15 protein-coding genes and 1 pseudogene are annotated in these 17,544 nt (G+C 38.9%); 9 read left to right on the plus strand and 7 right to left on the minus strand.

All coding sequences use genetic code 11. The annotated features are described in order from the left end of the window. Positions 1–79 precede the first annotated feature (79 nt). Positions 80–178, plus strand: a pseudogene (locus tag ACMX3D_RS09205) (DEAD/DEAH box helicase family protein); the annotation flags it as partial. Positions 179–415: 237 nt separating this feature from the next. Next, a complete protein-coding gene (locus ACMX3D_RS09210; protein ID WP_482751121.1) occupies positions 416–901 on the plus strand; it encodes a globin domain-containing protein in 486 nt (161 codons plus the stop codon). 289 nt (positions 902–1,190) lie between these two features. On the opposite strand, the gene ACMX3D_RS09215 is transcribed toward ACMX3D_RS09210, so the two are convergent. Then, entirely contained in the window at positions 1,191–1,655 is a 465-nt protein-coding gene (locus ACMX3D_RS09215; protein ID WP_482751122.1) for a Crp/Fnr family transcriptional regulator, read from the minus strand. Positions 1,656–1,834: 179 nt separating this feature from the next. Then, positions 1,835–2,788, minus strand: a complete 954-nt coding sequence (locus ACMX3D_RS09220; RefSeq protein ID WP_482751123.1) for a glycosyltransferase — start codon at positions 2,786–2,788, stop codon at positions 1,835–1,837. A gap of 159 nt (positions 2,789–2,947) precedes the next feature. Between ACMX3D_RS09220 and ACMX3D_RS09225 the strand changes: the two genes are divergently transcribed. Continuing rightward, a complete protein-coding gene (locus ACMX3D_RS09225; RefSeq protein WP_482751124.1) occupies positions 2,948–4,180 on the plus strand; it encodes a glycosyltransferase family 4 protein in 1,233 nt (410 codons plus the stop codon). A gap of 236 nt (positions 4,181–4,416) precedes the next feature. Here ACMX3D_RS09225 and ACMX3D_RS09230 read toward each other — a convergent pair whose 3' ends face one another. Further along, a complete protein-coding gene (locus tag ACMX3D_RS09230) occupies positions 4,417–4,737 on the minus strand; it encodes a hypothetical protein (RefSeq protein WP_482751125.1) in 321 nt (106 codons plus the stop codon). 601 nt (positions 4,738–5,338) lie between these two features. Here ACMX3D_RS09230 and ACMX3D_RS09235 point away from each other — a divergent pair. The 4 genes from ACMX3D_RS09235 to glpK all read left to right on the plus strand — a co-directional run bounded on the left by ACMX3D_RS09235 (position 5,339) and on the right by glpK (position 10,775). Next, the gene (locus ACMX3D_RS09235; protein WP_482751126.1) at positions 5,339–6,625 is read left to right on the plus strand and encodes a hypothetical protein; all 1,287 of its coding nucleotides are present in this window, start codon (positions 5,339–5,341) and stop codon (positions 6,623–6,625) included. A gap of 800 nt (positions 6,626–7,425) precedes the next feature. After that, positions 7,426–8,616, plus strand: coding sequence for a helix-turn-helix domain-containing protein (locus ACMX3D_RS09240; RefSeq protein WP_482751127.1), 1,191 nt, complete (start codon positions 7,426–7,428; stop codon positions 8,614–8,616). Positions 8,617–8,634: 18 nt separating this feature from the next. After that, positions 8,635–9,156 (plus strand): GNAT family N-acetyltransferase, encoded by a 522-nt coding sequence (locus ACMX3D_RS09245; protein WP_482751128.1) that lies wholly within the window; start codon positions 8,635–8,637, stop codon positions 9,154–9,156. Between the two features lie 107 nt (positions 9,157–9,263). Next, positions 9,264–10,775, plus strand: coding sequence for a glycerol kinase GlpK (gene glpK / locus ACMX3D_RS09250; RefSeq protein ID WP_482751129.1), 1,512 nt, complete (start codon positions 9,264–9,266; stop codon positions 10,773–10,775). 152 nt (positions 10,776–10,927) lie between these two features. Here glpK and ACMX3D_RS09255 read toward each other — a convergent pair whose 3' ends face one another. After that, positions 10,928–11,947 (minus strand): hypothetical protein, encoded by a 1,020-nt coding sequence (locus ACMX3D_RS09255; RefSeq protein ID WP_482751130.1) that lies wholly within the window; start codon positions 11,945–11,947, stop codon positions 10,928–10,930. 11 nt (positions 11,948–11,958) lie between these two features. Next, entirely contained in the window at positions 11,959–12,204 is a 246-nt protein-coding gene (locus ACMX3D_RS09260; protein WP_482751131.1) for a hypothetical protein, read from the minus strand. Positions 12,205–12,490: 286 nt separating this feature from the next. Here ACMX3D_RS09260 and ACMX3D_RS09265 point away from each other — a divergent pair, with 286 nt between their 5' ends. Further along, complete coding sequence (locus ACMX3D_RS09265) at positions 12,491–12,709, plus strand: hypothetical protein (RefSeq protein WP_482751132.1); 219 nt, start codon at positions 12,491–12,493, stop codon at positions 12,707–12,709. A gap of 67 nt (positions 12,710–12,776) precedes the next feature. Here the strand turns inward: ACMX3D_RS09265 and ACMX3D_RS09270 are convergent, their stop codons facing one another. Continuing rightward, a complete protein-coding gene (locus ACMX3D_RS09270) occupies positions 12,777–15,611 on the minus strand; it encodes a hybrid sensor histidine kinase/response regulator (protein WP_482751133.1) in 2,835 nt (944 codons plus the stop codon). A 286-nt stretch (positions 15,612–15,897) separates the two neighbouring features. Next, positions 15,898–17,019, minus strand: a complete 1,122-nt coding sequence (locus tag ACMX3D_RS09275; RefSeq protein ID WP_482751134.1) for a Gfo/Idh/MocA family oxidoreductase — start codon at positions 17,017–17,019, stop codon at positions 15,898–15,900. Between the two features lie 195 nt (positions 17,020–17,214). On the opposite strand from ACMX3D_RS09275, the gene ACMX3D_RS09280 reads away from it, so the two are divergent. Then, entirely contained in the window at positions 17,215–17,529 is a 315-nt protein-coding gene (locus ACMX3D_RS09280; protein ID WP_482751135.1) for a hypothetical protein, read from the plus strand. The last annotated feature ends 15 nt before the right edge of the window (positions 17,530–17,544 follow it).

Below are 17,544 nucleotides of genomic sequence, written 5' to 3' on the forward strand. Positions count from 1 at the left end.
CACACCGAAAGCCGTGTAACTCAGAGTTACATGGCTTTTTTCTTCTTCTGTATAGTGACAGATGAAGCTCACTAAATGAGAAAACCGCATTCTGTTAGAGAGAGCGACGGGTACAGGCAAAACTTTTCCAGTTTTTCAAATGATCTGGCGATTGTGGAAATCGACGGCAAAGAGCAGAAGCAGGTTAGTATCTAAGAGTTATGAGAGTTGCGAGTACCTTTGCAAGCTTTAGAAAAAGATATTGGCAAGAATTGTGACTCACTATATTTCATGTGTCCTGTTGTCTATAACCTTTACCAGAGTCTGTTAAAAACGATTTAACAGATTGAAAGTGATTCTCTGAGATAGCTCATAGTAATTAATAAAAATCCCCATTAAATTGAAGTTGGTGAAAATTTCAAGGGGTAAAGAAAGTATGATTAACCAACAAACAATCAATATCGTTAAGTCTACTGTACCTATCTTAAAAAAGAACGGTCAGCGAATTACCTCTCGGATGTATGAAATTATGTTTCACAATCATCCAGATATCAAAGCACAATTTGATATGTCTGCTCAAGCTAATGGCTCTCAGTCTGCAAAATTAGCTACAGCAGTTTATGGTTATGCCAGCCAAATTGATAATCTTTCAACTTTAACATCAATGATAGAAAAGATTGCCCAACGCCATGTACAAACCCATGTTCTGCCAGAACAATATCCTATTGTAGGAGAAAGTTTACTGCAAGCGATGAAAGATGTATTAGGGCCAGTAGCTACAGAAGAAGTGATGTTAGCTTGGACAGAAGCTTATCAGGCATTGTCAGAAGTATTCATTAACAGAGAACATGACATATACCTGGGTGAATTAACAAATAAAATACCCCAAATAGCAAACGATAAGGCTTCTGTTTGTAATTAAGATTTTGAGCAAAGGATGGAATTTATTTCAATTTTAACCAGTTTTTTCACTCAAAAAAGAGGCAAATGAACTCTCTAGAAATTATCCAGAAAGCTTACGTTTACCTAAATAAAAAAGATATTCTTCATTATTTTTCTCTGATGTCTCCTAATATCGAGTTTTATCAAACTGAAGAACTTCCTTGGGGTGGTCAGTATCGTGGCTTTGATGAGATCAACGTTTTTTTCTCAAAGATTTTTCCGCTGATTGATTCTTCAGTCGAAATATCTCACTATATTCAAGCTGGTGATCAAACAGTTGCAATCGGTAAGACTAGTGGCGTAGCAAAGCTAACTGGAAAGAAGTTTAGTTGTGTCTGGGTGAGTACGGCAATAATCTGCAAGGCAAATTCTGGAGTGTCCTGAATCATTTTTAGTAAGGCAGTGCGCTCAATCGTGAGAATCTGACAGTCTTGTTCAGCTACGATGTTTGCAGATGCAGCGAAATTGCCAATTAGTGCAGGCGGAGCAATAAGTTCTCCAGCGCGTATCGTCCGCACAATCGTTGCTTTACCTGTGAAAGCAGTTTTTTTGATTTCTATTTTGCCGCTGAGGACAGTAAACAGATCAGCTGGCAAGGGATCGCCCTCATACAGAATAATTTCTCCCCGTGAATATTGCTTCACCACAGCATAAGCTTGCAACTGGGCAAGCTGATTCAGATTTAGCCCAGACAGAAGTAAAATTCGCTGCAATTGTTCAATTGTGACTTGCATTGCTGAACTGTCCTCAAGCAAGCTTAATTTTGCTCTTCAGTTTAACTTTTTTCGCCCCACTGATGAGCTGGCTTAAGAAAAATTTTGATAGAAACTGTCAGACTCAAGGTAGTTCAAGGTTATTATGGTAACAATTTTGTCACTGAACAACTATTCCGGCGTTCCCGTGTAATTACAAATTATTTCTGTTTCTTTTTAGCTAACTTCACCCTGATTAATTTCCCGGCTGTTCGAGGAACAGCATATAACTTACTAAACACAAGATTCCACAAATAACCATATTGGGGAAAGTGTTTAATTAACAAAGCATCAGAAATTACATGAAATCTAGGTGGCTTTAAAGCTGGATCTTTATCTATATATCTAATTTGTTCTGGTTTTGGCATCCAGTGACCGATAATAGCATCTTTCTGAAAAAAGTTAGCTTGTACAAATAAACCAGATAATCTATCAAACCCACTTGAGGGTATCCAAGTTACTGCACCCATTACCTTGGTTGCTTGTGAAAGTTCAGGAAGCGCTTGCTGAATTAGCTCATTGCGCCAAACAAGGTTATTAAAATTTTCCACATGATAACCTTCGTTGTCTTTTCTGGTTAAAAACGGCCAGAAAAGATAACGCCAATCAAAATTTTTATCTAAAGGAGCAATTGGAACTTCTAATAAACCCTTATAGTTACCTTTTTGGTAAGGATAAGGATTTTCTGGAGTTTTTTTGCATATTTCTAATTGCTCTACATCAGGAATTGGTTCCCAAGGTTGTTGGATACGTTTTTCATCATTAATATCAATATTCAGTTTTTGTAACCGCAGCATCCAACTTTCAGGAAATCTTTGAAAATATTTAGCTAATAATTCGCAAACTTGGGGATGTACATAATCATCATCATCCAAGGCTAAAATATAGTCTCCTTGAGCATTGAGTAAACCTACAAACCTTTGTGGCATTTCGCCTTTATAAGGACTAATAATTTCTGTCACTCTGGGATCATCAATTTTTTTAGGTTTGGCTTTGGGTGGATAAACTAAAATAAATTGTACAGAACCTTCTACTTTTAAAAGATTTTCTAGCCAGTAATTAGAAAATTTGCCTAACGTAGGAGTAATAATAGACAGAAGTGGTTTATTATTCATATTTTTTCTTGATAAATTTACCGTAGATTTGCTGAATAAAATTCAAATAATTACTTGAATATAATCAGCTTACATTTGGCAAAATAAAAGTTAAAGTATTATCGAATAACAGCATGATTGCATAAAAATATTTACTAAAAAAAGGAGCAGAGAAATTATATGCAGATATTAATGCTATCGTCCACATTTCCATATCCGCCTAGTCGTGGAGGAACAGAAATTAGAACTTTTAATTTACTGAGATATCTCCAATATAATCATGACGTAACGTTGATTACACAGAATAACAAGGAAACAACATTAGCCGAGATAGAGGAATTACGGAAATATGTAAGTGAATTGATTGTTTTTCCTTTACCGCCACAACCTCAAGAAAAAAATGCGATCGCTCGTTTATTCGGTAAGTCAGCGCGTTTTCTAGAATCAGTGTTAAAAGCTACACCGCCAAATGTCCTCCATCGTTACTCTCCAGAAATACAAGCTTGTGTTGATAATTATGTCCGTACAAGTAAGTTTGACGTAATTACTTGTGAACATAGTGTAAATGAAATTTATATTCGACCAGAATACCGTAACAGAATAAATACGGTGGTTGATGTCCACAGTTCAGTATACGGCTGGATTCGCGATCATTTAGAAATGGGTGCGGCGCAAAATGCACTGCGCGATCGCCTATACTTATCTCTTGTTCTCAAGCGTTACGAACAACGTTACTGCAATAAATTTTCTAACATTGTGGTAACTACAGAAGATGATCGCCAAGAATTTCTCAAACTTCGTCCTGATCTGGAAATCAAAGTTATTCCCAACGGTGTAGATTTAGAACTGTTTCCCTATCGTTCCCAAGATCCAGGCGGACATAAGTTAATCTTTGTGGGAGCGATGGATGCATCTCATAATATTGATGCAGCACGTTTTTTTGCTGTCGAAGTTTTACCTAAATTACAACAACATTATCCAGACACCACATTTAGTATTGTCGGTGCTAGACCCACACCAGAAGTTTTAGAGTTGAAAAATCTTCCTGGAGTGGTTGTGACTGGTCGTGTGGCTTCAATGGCAGAATACTTACATCAGTCTACAATTTGCGTAGTACCACTCAGAACTGGCTTTGGCATTAAAAATAAAACTTTGGAAGCAATGGCTGCTGGTGTACCAGTTGTAGCCAGCGATCGCGGTTTGGAAGGATTAGCTGTAGATATTGCTGATCAACCATTACGCGCTTTGAGAGCAAATACGCCAGTAGAGTATGTCACAGCTATTAGCAAACTATTCGACAATCCACAGTTGCGTTCAGAATTGTCTCATCACGGTAGAGAATTAGTAGAAACACAATTCATATGGGAGATCGCCGGAAAACTTTATGAGCAAGTTCTGCTACAGCACTCCTAAATCAGGGGGAGTTCGACGAATGATCAAGAACCCCTCTCCAAACCTCTCCCCGAAGCGGGGAGAGGCTTAGAAAGCTTAATTTTGCGTTCCTAAACCAAGATATTAAAGCCCCTCTCTGCGTCAGAGACTCTTTGGGGAGAGGTTCATCGAATTCAGGTTAAATCATTATTGAACAAATAAATCCCCAACTTTTCAACGAAGTTGGGGATCTGAGTTAATCAAATTAAAGTTTGACTCTACTGTCGCATTGAAGGTGCAGCAAAAATTCTACTGCTAATAGGGATGCGAAATGTAGGTTGAGTCTTAGTTTGGTTATCACTTAAAGCAGCTGTATTCCCAGAGTTTTCCGAGATCACATTTGATTTAGTATTTGCAGAATCATCTGTATTATTCACTTGCGATCGCTCATTTTGATTAAATGATGTTTTTTCCGATGAAATATCGTTATTTAATTCTGTATTGGCTTCTTTGATAACTTGAGCGTGACAAGGAATGCAAATAACACTAGATACTGCACTGAACAGCAGTGCTAGTAGAGGACAACTGTATTGTTTCATTGTAAAGATATAATTTTTGAACTAAGGCTGGCAAAAGTTGCGTTATGCTATGAGCCTAAAATTCTGATTTTTATCTTCATGATAAATACATAGTTATGTTGCTGTTTTAAAATCAATTGCTTGGAATAAAATCATCCAAAACGCAACTAAACTTTAGATGCGAGATACACACTGATATATTAAATGTGGGATTGATTCACGAAGTAGCATAACGCAACTATCAGCAATATAAAAGAATACTGGTAGATAACTAAAGAGAAAAATTACTGATTTTTTGCAATAGCTAATCTTTATAAAAATGCCATTTATTCGCATATTTCAGGATATATATGAATTTTTAATTAACCAACAATCATAATTGATTTGATATTTGAGATTTTGACTAAATGTAAACAAGTAGATGTATATTAGCTAGATAAATGTTGGTTGTAAGCAGAAACTTTAAACGCACATTTCAAGTCTTTATATTCCAGCTTGACTCAGGAAAATACTTCTTGGGCGATCGCACCTCTAATTGAGCTATAAACATAAAATCTACTAAAGTAGACTCAAAAAAATAGAAGACTTCAATTACCAACAATTTCTATTAATCCGAAAATATATGAAATTGACAAACTTCACCAATGCCTTTGTTTTAATGTTGGTTATTTTAAATTTTGTACCAACAGCTAAAGCGCAAACGCCTGTAAATGAAACTTCTTTGCCATCTCAAGAAGTTACTGTGTTGCGCAAACAGGGAACTAAGGGATTGCAAAAATTTCTTGAATTTCACAGAAATGAACTCAGTCCTCGTTTGGGTGCAGTTCTTCCAGATGCCAAAATTCGTGCAGCTTTAGACGAACTCTGCCAACAGCGAGACTGCTACGCCTCTCGTCTATACTGGTACACTGACTTAGAAGCAGCAAAAGCAGCTGCCAAAGCGAGTGGTAAACCAATTTTATCTCTGCGTTTGCTAGGCAGGTTAGATCAGGATTTAAGCTGTGCTAATAGTCGGTTTTTTCGGGTGGCGCTGTATCCAAATGCTGCTATTTCGCAAGTTTTACAAAACCGCTTTATTTTACATTGGCAATCAGTGCGCCCTGTACCGAAAGTTACAATTGATTTTGGTGATGGTCGCAAACTAGAGCGAACAATTACAGGCAATAGCATTCACTATATATTAGACTCATCAGGTCGTCCCATTGATGCAATTCCTGGACTATACGGCCCCAAAGCTTTTTTACGCCAGTTACAACAAGCGGAAGTTGCAGCGAAAGAATACAGCAAACTTCCTAGCGCAAAACGTCAGGCTTTTTTAAAGAAATACCATAGCGATCGCCTAAATGCAATCCAAACGCAATGGACAGCTGATTTATCTCGCTTAGGTATTCAATCTCCCCCAAAACTAGTAGAATTACCAACTACTAACCAAGCACCGACAGCAGAAGTTGCAGGTTCTCTAGCAGTAACTAAAATGGCAATAGAAAATCCGATGCTGAATGTTCTGCGTTCTGATGTAGGAGAAAATCGCAATACCTTAGCAGAAATTACCGACCAAGCAGCTTGGAACAAAATTGCTCAACTTTATGCAAGTGATGCCAAACTAGATCAAAATAGCATCTCTTTGATCGGTGCTAAAAGATTTTCTTCTGCCAAAACTGAACCCGAAAATTTATTGAAAATAGTAAATAAATTTGAAACATTGATGGCTTTAGATACAGTCAGAAATGAATATATGCTGCACAGCCAAATTCATCAATGGTTTATGCAGGATGCTGAAACTAATAACTTAGTCAAGTTGAATGATAAAGTTTACGCTCAACTTTTTTTAACTCCTAGTTCTGACCCTTGGCTAGGACTTTTACCCAGTGACGGTTACAGTGCTATTGATCATGAAGGTTTACGTTAACTTACAGTAATTTTTAGCAAAACGGTATGATTCTAGAGAAGGCTATACCTGCGGTAGTAGTGGCTTTATTCTTTTGATAGACGTTTGAGAAAAAAGTAACACCTATTGTTAAGAAGAAGAATTCAGGAACCATAACAAGAAAGTGAGGATTCCGACTTACCGCTCATGCTAAAAATTATCCTTATGCACTAACAAATTTATAAGATATAGCAATTCTATTTGATTTACAAACTACTCGTGGAGGCGGGGAACAGGGAACAGATTTGTTTGGAACTCATTTAAGATTGCTATAGACAGAAATTTATGCAGAGTCTGATTTAGTAAAAGATAAATTATGTTAAGACAAGCATATTGACCAAATACTTTTGAATAATGCCGTGCGATCGCATCGCCACCTTTGTTCAGTCTGATAATTCAGGATTTTTAGCTTAATGCTAAATTTTTGTCACAAAATTGCCACCAATATCTACCAGTAAGCTGTAAGATAATCATGGGCTGAAACTGTGTTAATTAATTATTCTCAATCCTAAATATTCCTCAAAATGACATCTATGATTTGATTGTCTACATAACACAATAAAATTGTAGTCTCAACATTGATAAGCTACCTAATTTTGTGTTTATTAGCAAAACTTATCCAAAATAAAATTAATGAAAATATTGAAAATTTATATATTAGCAATAATTACTAGAATAACTCATAATAAGTTATTTTATACTACTACACTATCATGTTTTTTAAAATTGTAAAAATGTTGTGTTGTTGATTAATCTCTGCAAGTATATATCGGGAATTAAAGATGAATATACAAATATTTATCCAACGTTTAGAAGCCTTGCACAAACCTCTAGCAGATTTGTACCAAACTGCTAGTATTTTGCCTTGGATTCCTCCCGATATGCTACCACAAGCTTATCACGAACTTTACAGCACTTCCAAGATGGTACAGTTAGCAGCAGAGGAACTTTATCAGCAAAACGAAGTACTCAAAGAAACACAAAATTTACTAGCAACCGAACGCCAACATTACCAAGATTTATTTGAGTTTGCACCAGACGGCTATTTAGTTACCAACCCAGAAGGGATCATTCAAAATGCTAACTTAACCGCTGCTAAATTATTGAATATTTCTCAACAGTTTTTGATAGGCAAAGCAATAGTTAACTTTGTCTGTTTAGAAGAACGGCAGCACTTTCGCTGCGCACTCAATCAGCTATATCATGCAGATAGAGGCAAAGAGCTAGTCATACGCTTGCAACAACGTCATGGCGAATACTTTGATGCAGCTTTAACAGTCACAGTAATGCGCGATCAAGAAGGTAACGCGATACATTTACTCTGGCTACTGCGGAATATTTGCGATCGCCAGCAAACAGAATTGCAATTAGCCAAAAATGACAGTGATTTAATACAGAATCGCCCTAAATACAAACATACTAAAGGCGAAACTATTCCTCTGAATAACTCAGTTATTTGGTATATTTGTCGAGGTCTGGTCAAACTCAGCACTTTTAGTGAAACTGGCGAAGAAGTCTTACTAGGTTTGGCAAAAACACAAATGGTATTTGGTTCTAGCATGACTTCTCTATCTGTTTACCAAGCCACAGCTTTATCAGATGTCGAATTAGTACCGATTTATACATCAGAAATAGAAGTCACCTCAACATTGATTCATACTTTATTACCCAAAATCAATCAGAGGTTACAACAAACAGAATCATTTTTAGTTATATCTAAAAAGCAATTAGTAGAAGACCGTTTATATCATTTATTAGAACTTTTGAAACAGGAAGTTGGTGAACTTATAGAAAGTGGGATTCGCTTAAGTGTGCGCTTTACTCATGAAGATATAGCTAGTGCCTGCGGTACTACCAGAGTCACAGTTACACGATTGTTAGGCAAATTACAACAACAAGGTTTAATTACTTTTGATGCCAAAAAACACATAATTTTGAAGAATTCAGAAGTCAGAATTCAGAAGTTAGAATAAATCAAATACTAGTCTTATATGATTCCTCAACTGAAAACTCAACACCTCATCCTGCGAGGGTTTTGTGAAGCAGACTTGGATACTTACGCTGATATGTGCGCCCATCCAGAGGTGATGCGCTATATCGGTGCTGGTCAACCTTTATCTCGTGAGGAGTCTTGGCGGAATATGGCAATGATAGTTGGTCATTGGCAACTGCGAGGCTATGGGATGTGGGCTGTTGAAGAAAGCCAAACTGGTGAAATGATTGGTCGAATTGGCTGTTGGCAACCAGAAGGCTGGCCTGGCTTTGAGATTGGCTGGTCGTTGCGTCGGGCTTATTGGGGACGTGGTTTTGCTACAGAAGCCGCAACAGTAGCCATGAACTATGCTTTTACCCAATTACAGCAATCGCATATTATTAGTTTGATTCATCCCCTAAATACTGCTTCTGTGCGTGTTGCTCAAAAGTTAGGCGAAAAACTCCAAGGGACAACAGAAATCTTTAAAACTGAAGTGTTAGTCTACGGTCTGAGTCGAGAAGACTGGCAAAAAATGTAGAAATATCATCAAGTGTTATATCAAGCCAATACTTTGTGATATCGTTACCCAAACAGGAGTTCAGACTTCAGACTTCATACTTCATACTTCATACTTTATAAGTGACCTTGGACAGCACATCTCCATCATCAGGCTATATTTTGGCTTTGGACTTGGGTACAACAGGCAACCGTGCTTTTGTGTTTAACACAGCAGGTCAAATTGTTGGACAAGCATATAAAGAACTCACACAGTATTATCCGCAACCAGGCTGGTTAGAACATGACCCGGAAGAAATTTGGCAAGATACATGTTGGGTGATGCAAAATGCGATCGCAAATGCTCAGATTTCACCATCAAAAATAGCTGCTTTGGGATTGACTGTACAGCGGGAAACTTGCTTAATTTGGAATAAAACCACTGGGAAACCGCTACATCGTGCCATTGTCTGGCAAGACCGGCGCACCGCACCGTTTTGCCATCAATTACAAGCCCAAGGTTATGCACCCGAAATTTATGACCGCACTGGCTTGGTGATTGATGCTTATTTTTCTGCTACGAAGTTGAGATGGTTACTCGACAATGTTGCAGGTGTTGATTTGAACAATGTATTTGCAGGTACAATTGATACTTGGGTGTTGTGGAAATTAACAGGTGGTAAAGTCCATGCGACCGACCACAGCAACGCCAGCCGCACAATGTTAATGAACCTCAAAACCTGTGCGTGGGATGAAACATTATTAGAAACCTTTCAGATTCCGGCTCAGATTTTGCCACAGATTCAACCCAGCTTAGGCAAGTTTGGCGTTACTGATTCTGCCTTGCTGGGTGTAGAAATTCCCATTACCGCTATTTTAGGCGACCAGCAAGCAGCGTTGTTTGGTCATGGCTGCGATCGCCCTGGTTTAATGAAATGTACTTACGGCACTGGTAGCTTTTTGGTCGCCCACACTGGTTCAGAAATTGTGCGTTCTCAAAACAGGCTAATTTCGACTTTGGCATGGACACAAACTCACCACAACGGTACGTTAGAAATTGGTTATGCCTTAGAAGGCAGTATGTTTACTAGTGGTGCATGTATCCAATGGTTGCGGGATGGCATCAAACTGATCAAGACGGCGGCGGAAACAGAAACAATGGCTAGTCAAGTGCCAGATAACGGCGGCGTGTACTTTGTCCCGGCCTTTAGTGGTCTGGGTGCGCCTTATTGGGATATGAGCGCCAGAGGAGCCTTTTTTGGAATTACCGCCAGCGTTCAACCCCAACATTTAGTGCGGGCTGTTTTAGAAGCGATCGCTTACCAAGTTGTAGAAGTTGTTCAAGCCATCAATGCTTGTTCTCCCACTCCAATGGGGAGGTTAATCGTCGATGGCGGTGCTTGTGAGAATAACTTTCTCATGCAATTCCAAGCCGATGTATTGGGCATTCCTGTAGAACGTCCGAAAATGCGCGACACAACCGTACAAGGTGCAGCATTTGCCGCTGGTTTAGCAGCTGGATTTTGGGACAGCTACACAACATTAGTTAGTCAACGGCAAATAGACCGCATTTTTGAGCCTGATCCAGCGAGGAATAACGCTTTGGCAAACTTTACGACTTGGCAAAAAGCAGTTCAGCGTAGCCTAGAGTGGGCAGAGTAGAGCTAATCAATTTTAGATTTTGGATTGATAGCTGTAGTCACATAGATGAGAACATTGCTGATTGCTAAAAGCTTTGTAGACGCATAGCGGCTTCCCGTAGGGTAGCAACTGCTTTAATACTCAGCACTCAGCACTTTGCTCTAATTTCAGCCTCAGTTGGCCTTGCGGACTAACTTTGTATCCCAGGTGTAAAAGCCAACAGTATCCGGCATTCTAGAGAATCTTCCTGTGCGATAGCCTCGTGATAGTTCATTCAGTACCTTACTTTTCACTTCTCTGACTTCTTCCGCATCTAGGTTGCCGTAAATTCCGGTGATGACTTCAGCCACGCTAAAAACTTTCCCTGGATGTTGCCGAAAGAAAACGGTTAAAGCATCAATCAAAAATTGTCCTTCATAAGCTTTGAGCATAGGAACAACTTTTGTTTGTGGGACTACAACAGGCTTCTTCTTGCTTTTGCCAGTTTTAGAGTTGCTGCTAGTCTGATTAGCATTCACCAAACTCAAATCTAGAGTGTAACAACCAGGTTCGTTTGGGATACCAAACCAAGCTTGTCTTTCTCTACCTTGCGTCAATGAAGATTGAACTCTACCTTTCACCACCTTAAAGACATGGGGTTCTAAGTCACCATAAAGCGATCGCACAATAAAATCTATGTGGCAAACTGTACCAAGATGTTGTTCTAATAGCTGTTTAATGGCTTCCATCCGAGTTAAAGATTGATACTCGCTCAACATGGGAATGTCTACGTTATTCAGCGAGAAATCTTTGTTTGAGAAAGTAGTATCTGTGGCTGGAGACTCGTTGATTGTGGCTGTTGCAGAAGCAGAACTATCCGGTTCTAATTCTTCTGAGTCTGGTGGTGCTGCGTCTTGATGCGCTTCTAACTCACTCTCAGATGTAGCGACACCATGAGAAGACGGAGATAAAAGTAAGTCTTCTTTAGAAGCAGAGAACATTTCGTTCACTACCTCAACTGTCAGCAGCTTATTGTTAGCATCTGATACTGAAGACCAGCTAGATAATAAACCTTCGACATTGTTGAGTTGCGATCGCGCTTGATTGTATAGGTTCCCATACTCTTCAACAAGGCGAGCGTAGTAGTCTCGTAATTCCAACAAAGGCGAGATTAAAGTTTGTGGAGGGGGTTCTAATTGCGATTGAGGTTTCATAAAGCGTTAAATCAACCCAAAGTGGTGTCACTTGTGTAAGTCATTGGTCTTGGTTTGGCCTTTTGAGATGGCTGTGGAGATTTGCGCGGAGGTTGTGGTGGACGGCAGCTTTCGCAATATAAAGGACGAGGGCCAAAAGTCTCGCGTTTAGTGGTCTGATTGCATTGTTTGCAGACAAAGTGAAAGACTCTGGTGTGAATTAAGCGTTTATGCGCTCTAACAGTGTATTCCTGCACATCAATGTATTTACTTGCCATAGTTCAGAAGTGTAAATTTCAGTTCTATCAATATAGCTATTCAAGCAAATGAAATTGAATCAGTGTGTGTTGATTTGTAAGTTTTATTTAAATCAACGATTCATTTCCAAAACTGAAGTTGCAAATATTGCATCAAGTATCCAGACACTCACCAATTTGCTATCTTCCGACAGAGACATCAGTATTCATCTAACTTAGATTTAAGCCTTCTGATAGTGTCTTGTGTACAGTCAGTCAGTTTAGGTTGGGAGTGTGAATCTAGAATATCATTGTGGAGAAAATAGTTATGCCTAGTGGTCATGCAAGTCATAAAGGAACTGGAGATAAACCTAATACTAATGCTGAAGGCCGGATGGATATAGCAGCTGATAAAACTGTTAATCCAGAGGACGTGTTACTAGAAGGAGCAACTACAAATACCACAAGAACCCAAGAATTTGTGGATTATCCTCCAGCTATTCAACGTCCAGATGAGCAAACACAAACAAAACAGGAAGAGAAATAGAAAAGAATTCAAGAGTCTGAATTAATCAGTAGGAAAATTAGACCTGCTACTGTCTAGAACAATTTGCTCAAGTAATCATTTTAGTTCTACATACCATTAAATCAGCAATCAAGGAGATTAATTCTTTTACGTCTACAGGTTTAGTAACGTATTGTTCAAAACCCACTACTAATGCCTTTTGCCGATCGCTTTCTGCTGCATACGCAGTCAGGGCGATCGCTGGAATATTTCCGCCTTGGCTGGCTGGTAAACCTTTAATTAAGCGCATTAAAGTATAGCCATCAACTTCTGGCATTCCTAAATCACTAATTAATAAATCTGGTGGTGATTGGGCTATTGCTAACAAAGCTTCAGTGGCAGATGCGGCAACTGTGGCGATCGCGCCATATTGTTTGAGTAAGAAGCTGATAAACTGTCGCGTATCAACTTCATCATCAACAACCAGTATTTTCAGTCCGGCTAAAAGTGAGGGATTTAAATTCTTATCTTCGGCAATAATGGCACTGATTTCAGTTTTTCTATCTTTGAGTAGAGGCAAAGTTACAGTAAAGGTTGCGCCTTGTGCTTCACCAGGACTCTCTGCTTTCACAGTACCACCATGCAATTCTACTAAGTGATGAACTATAGCCAAACCTAACCCTAAACCACCAAACTTTCTAGTGATAGTACTATCTGCTTGCCGAAAATAGTCAAATACATAAGGTAAAAATTCTTTTGATATGCCTTGTCCTGTGTCTTTAACGATGATTTGAGCATAGTTTCCCGATGTATTTAGTTCAATTTCTACTTTTTGTCCAGAATTTGTAAACTTGATGGCATTACTCAAGAGATTAACTACAACTTGTTGCAAGCGATGAAAATCGCCTAAAACTAAAGCTACATTAATATCCACATATTTGTTAATCCGAATGGATTTTTCTGCTGCTGCTAATCGCACTGTTTCTAAAGCAGCATCAATTACATATCCCAAGTCAACAGTTACAAAATTTAGATGCAGCTTACCCCGCATAATTCGGGAAACATCCAATAAATCATCAATTAATTTCAGTTGTAATTTAGCATTGTGTTCAATCGTATCTAAAGCTTTTATTGTGACAGTTTCATCAAACTTGCGAGTTTTGAGTAATGTTGACCAGCCTAAAATTGGGTTGAGAGGCGATCGCAATTCGTGGGAGAGAATAGAAAGAAACTCATCTTTAATTTGGTTAGCTTGTTTGAGTTCTTCGGTTTGTTGTCTTAAAGCCTTCTCTAGTTGTTTGGTGTTGGTCAAATCTAAAATAAAACATACCCAATAAGGCGGTTGCTGCTGTACCAAAGCACCACCAATCAAAATTGGTACACGAGTATTATCTTTGCGGATGTATTCTTTTTCATAGGGAGTGCATACCCCAACCGTGAGAAGTTCTTCAATTTTCTCGCGATCGCGCTCATAATATTCTGGTGGAGTAATTTGTTGTCTGCAAATATTCCCGGCTAATAATTCCTCGCGGTCATAGCCAAGCATATCCAAAAAAGCATCGTTTGCTTCAGTAATTTTGTCTGGTGTGGCAAACATAATGCCAATGATATTCGCTTCAACTAACCGCCTTAATTGAGTTTCCCGCTGACGCAAATCTTCTTCTGCCTGTTTGCGTTGGGTAATGTCAGTAGTAGCACCGACTACTCTAATTATCTGACCATCTGCATCTCGAACGGCAAACCCCCGGTCATCTACCCAGACATCATAACCATCTTTATGGCGCACTCGGTACTCAACGCGGAAAAGATTACCCCTAGCCATCGCTGCTGCAAACTCGTCGATCATCTTTTGGCAGTCATCGGGATGGATGCGTTCTTGCCACCATTGCAAGCTTGGTTCTGCTTCTTGTTGGGTATAGCCGAAAAGTTTGGTCAGACCTTCCGTTCTTTCTATCGAATTCTGGCTAAGATTCCAGTCATATATCAAACAATTAACAGCTGCTGCTGCTAATTCAAATCGTTCATTACTCTGACGTAAGGCAATTTCTGTATGTCGGCGTTCTGTAATATCAAAAGCAATACCGAGAATTTGATGTGGCAACTTATTGGTAGTTTTGCGATATATGGTTTCATAGCTACAAAACCAACGCCATTCACCATTAGCGTGCTTGATGCGATATTCAAAGGTGAAGGTATCACTTACATCAGCAAATTGAAATTGTTCAAGATAAGTAGGCAACCGCATCAAATCTTCTGGATGCATCAGGTTGCTAAATAACTCGTTGCCCATTGCCTGAATTTCGGCTGGTGTGTAGCCCCAAAGTTGAGTAATTTTGCCATTAACGTAAAAATTTTGCTGCTCAACTAAGTCATAAATGTACATCACACCAGGAACAATATCAGCAATTTTTTCAATTAGATGTGGAGTCTCTAAATTTTCTTGCCTTTCACCCACACTAATTATGGGAAAATCTTGATAAAATTGCCGATTTATTTCCAGTTGGGGCGCGATCGCAATTTTTTTAAAAGTAGTGACAACTCCGTAAGGTGTAGATTCTTGACCTTGAAATAAAGGCTGTGAGTTACTTAACAGCCAGACTAATTCACCATTGGGGTGACTAAATCCACAAATAACATTTAAATAAGGATTACCTGTAGTTAGAGCTGTTATAGCTGGATGAGTTGCCAGACAACAAGAACCATCTTCATGAATGATATGCCAGTTAAAACTCAGCCATCCATGCTTTTGTAAATGTTCAGCAGTGACTCCTAGAATGCTTTCAGATAAAGCATTACAAGCTGCGATACTGCCATCAGCCAGCAGTAACACCATTCCCTCTTCATTACCCGCTACCGACAAGTAATTTTGCTGTATATTAATTTGCTGGTGTAGGTATGACCTGATTTGAGCCAGCTGATTTTGGCAGAATTCTGCATCTGGCATTCTGTCTATAAGTTAAAAGAAATTCAAGAAGAATTTGTTATTCAGTTTTCTAACATGACATAGAGGCAAGGGCAAGGCCTGAATACTTAAGTATAAATATAGGAATCCGATTTGATTACTAAAAATCCTTGTGTAGGTAGGGGATAGGGAGCAGCTTTGAAAGTTTCTTAATATTAGGACTTACGCAGTAAGACGAAAAATTAAGGGTTTGAGGCAGGGTGAAGGGGTACATTAACCCTCACACCCAATCTCAACAGACAAACTTTGTCTATAAGTCCGAACTGGTTTAAGAATTGCCGCCAGGTGAAGCAGCATGAATTAGTTCTGGCTTATCTTCGTTAGCTGGACGTTTAATAGTTCGCTCTGATGTGGGACGTTGAGAACGTTCGAGTGTTTGTACTTGTACAGGTTGATTTGTTTCAATGGATTGATAGAGCGCCTGAATAATGCGGACATCGTTTAATCCTTCGATTCCAGATGGTTCTGGGTCTTTATTTTGGAGAATGCAATCAGAGAAATATGTGAATTCCGCTGCTAACTGATCGTGCTGCTCAAAAGTACGCTCTTGGGTTTCACCATCAATGGTGAGATAGTGCTTGAGTTCTCCATGCCATGTATAGGCGGATTCTACACGTAAATCGCCTTTAGTACCCACAATCTGATAAGTAGAAACTTTTGCGGCTCCAAAGCTACAAATAAATGTGGCTAGTCGTTCATTGGGAAAGCGTAAGATAACGCTGGCCATTTCTTCTACTTCACTGAAGCGTTGTTCACCTTTGCTGGCTGCTACAGCAAATACTTCGGTTGGTTCATCTTGAAATAAATAACGTGCCGCATTAATGCAATAAATACCGATATCATAAATTGTGCCGCCACCTGTGACATCGCGTAAACGAATATTACCGCCTTCTACTTGTTGAGTAAAAACAGAGTTGAAAACACGCGGTTCACCAATTTTTTGCGATCGCACAATTTCTACAGCTTGTAAGTTTGCTGGTTCCAGGTGTAACCGATAAGCAATCATCAGCTTAACACCGTTATCTTTTGCCGCCTTAATCATGGCCTCGCACTCTTCTGCTGTCACAGCCATTGGCTTTTCACACAGCACATGAATGCCCTGATTAGCGGCTCGCACAGTATATTCCCGATGCAGGTGATTAGGTAATGCAATATAAACAGCATCAATCTCACCACTGGTTAGACAGTCTTCATATTCGTCATAAGAGTAAGTATGCTGAATGCCATACTTTTGGCTAATTTCTTTCAGTTTTGCCGGATCATCAGAAACTAAAGCAACTAATTCCGAGTTGTCAGTATTAGCAAATGCAGGTAAAGCTGCTTCTTGCGCAAACCAACCTAAACCCACAACCGCGTAACGAATTTTATTTTTCTCGTTTGTAGCCGTCATTTTTAGACCTTTTGCCAGAAAATTACTCTTATAAGGTGATGAACTTTCTGAAGTATTCCATCCTGCTGTTGAGAGAGACTCTCTTCATACTTAGGAAATATAAAGTTAAAGAAAAAACTATAGTTTAAGTAAATTTACTTTCTCGTTCAACCAATATAATGATGTAGCCTTGAATCTGTTGTTCAAGCATAAATAATGAACCGCATAAAATCTAATCCAACTGAAGTATTTGCTAGAAGCACCATCATTTTTCTCTTAATTTCGGTTGTAGGTGCTGTTCTCTTCAATTGGCCAGAGAATATCAAAAAAGCACTGATGGCATTTTGGATTATTGTTCCTCCTTTTTGGTTGTGGTTTGAGTTTTGTTACTTATATGATCGCGGTATGACTCCGTTTCCCAAAGATTTCGAGAAGTATAAATATAGTCAGGAACTCACAAAGAACTTATGGTTAGCTATCTCAGCAATTCTGTTGCTGATCTATTTTGGTAAGATGCCAGTTCTTCAGTAGGTACATTGAGTCAAA

Source organism: Anabaena sp. TISTR 8404, assembly GCF_056847745.1.

Coding starts and splice junctions, on each gene's coding strand:
- ACMX3D_RS09210 (WP_482751121.1), top strand. CDS start 416: ATGATTAACCAACAAACAATCAATATCGTTAAGTCTACTGTACCTATC.
- ACMX3D_RS09215 (WP_482751122.1), bottom strand. CDS start 1,655: ATGCAAGTCACAATTGAACAATTGCAGCGAATTTTACTTCTGTCTGGG.
- ACMX3D_RS09220 (WP_482751123.1), bottom strand. CDS start 2,788: ATGAATAATAAACCACTTCTGTCTATTATTACTCCTACGTTAGGCAAA.
- ACMX3D_RS09225 (WP_482751124.1), top strand. CDS start 2,948: ATGCAGATATTAATGCTATCGTCCACATTTCCATATCCGCCTAGTCGT.
- ACMX3D_RS09230 (WP_482751125.1), bottom strand. CDS start 4,737: ATGAAACAATACAGTTGTCCTCTACTAGCACTGCTGTTCAGTGCAGTA.
- ACMX3D_RS09235 (WP_482751126.1), top strand. CDS start 5,339: ATGAAATTGACAAACTTCACCAATGCCTTTGTTTTAATGTTGGTTATT.
- ACMX3D_RS09240 (WP_482751127.1), top strand. CDS start 7,426: ATGAATATACAAATATTTATCCAACGTTTAGAAGCCTTGCACAAACCT.
- ACMX3D_RS09245 (WP_482751128.1), top strand. CDS start 8,635: ATGATTCCTCAACTGAAAACTCAACACCTCATCCTGCGAGGGTTTTGT.
- ACMX3D_RS09255 (WP_482751130.1), bottom strand. CDS start 11,947: ATGAAACCTCAATCGCAATTAGAACCCCCTCCACAAACTTTAATCTCG.
- ACMX3D_RS09260 (WP_482751131.1), bottom strand. CDS start 12,204: ATGGCAAGTAAATACATTGATGTGCAGGAATACACTGTTAGAGCGCAT.
- ACMX3D_RS09265 (WP_482751132.1), top strand. CDS start 12,491: ATGCCTAGTGGTCATGCAAGTCATAAAGGAACTGGAGATAAACCTAAT.
- ACMX3D_RS09270 (WP_482751133.1), bottom strand. CDS start 15,611: ATGCCAGATGCAGAATTCTGCCAAAATCAGCTGGCTCAAATCAGGTCA.
- ACMX3D_RS09275 (WP_482751134.1), bottom strand. CDS start 17,019: ATGACGGCTACAAACGAGAAAAATAAAATTCGTTACGCGGTTGTGGGT.
- ACMX3D_RS09280 (WP_482751135.1), top strand. CDS start 17,215: ATGAACCGCATAAAATCTAATCCAACTGAAGTATTTGCTAGAAGCACC.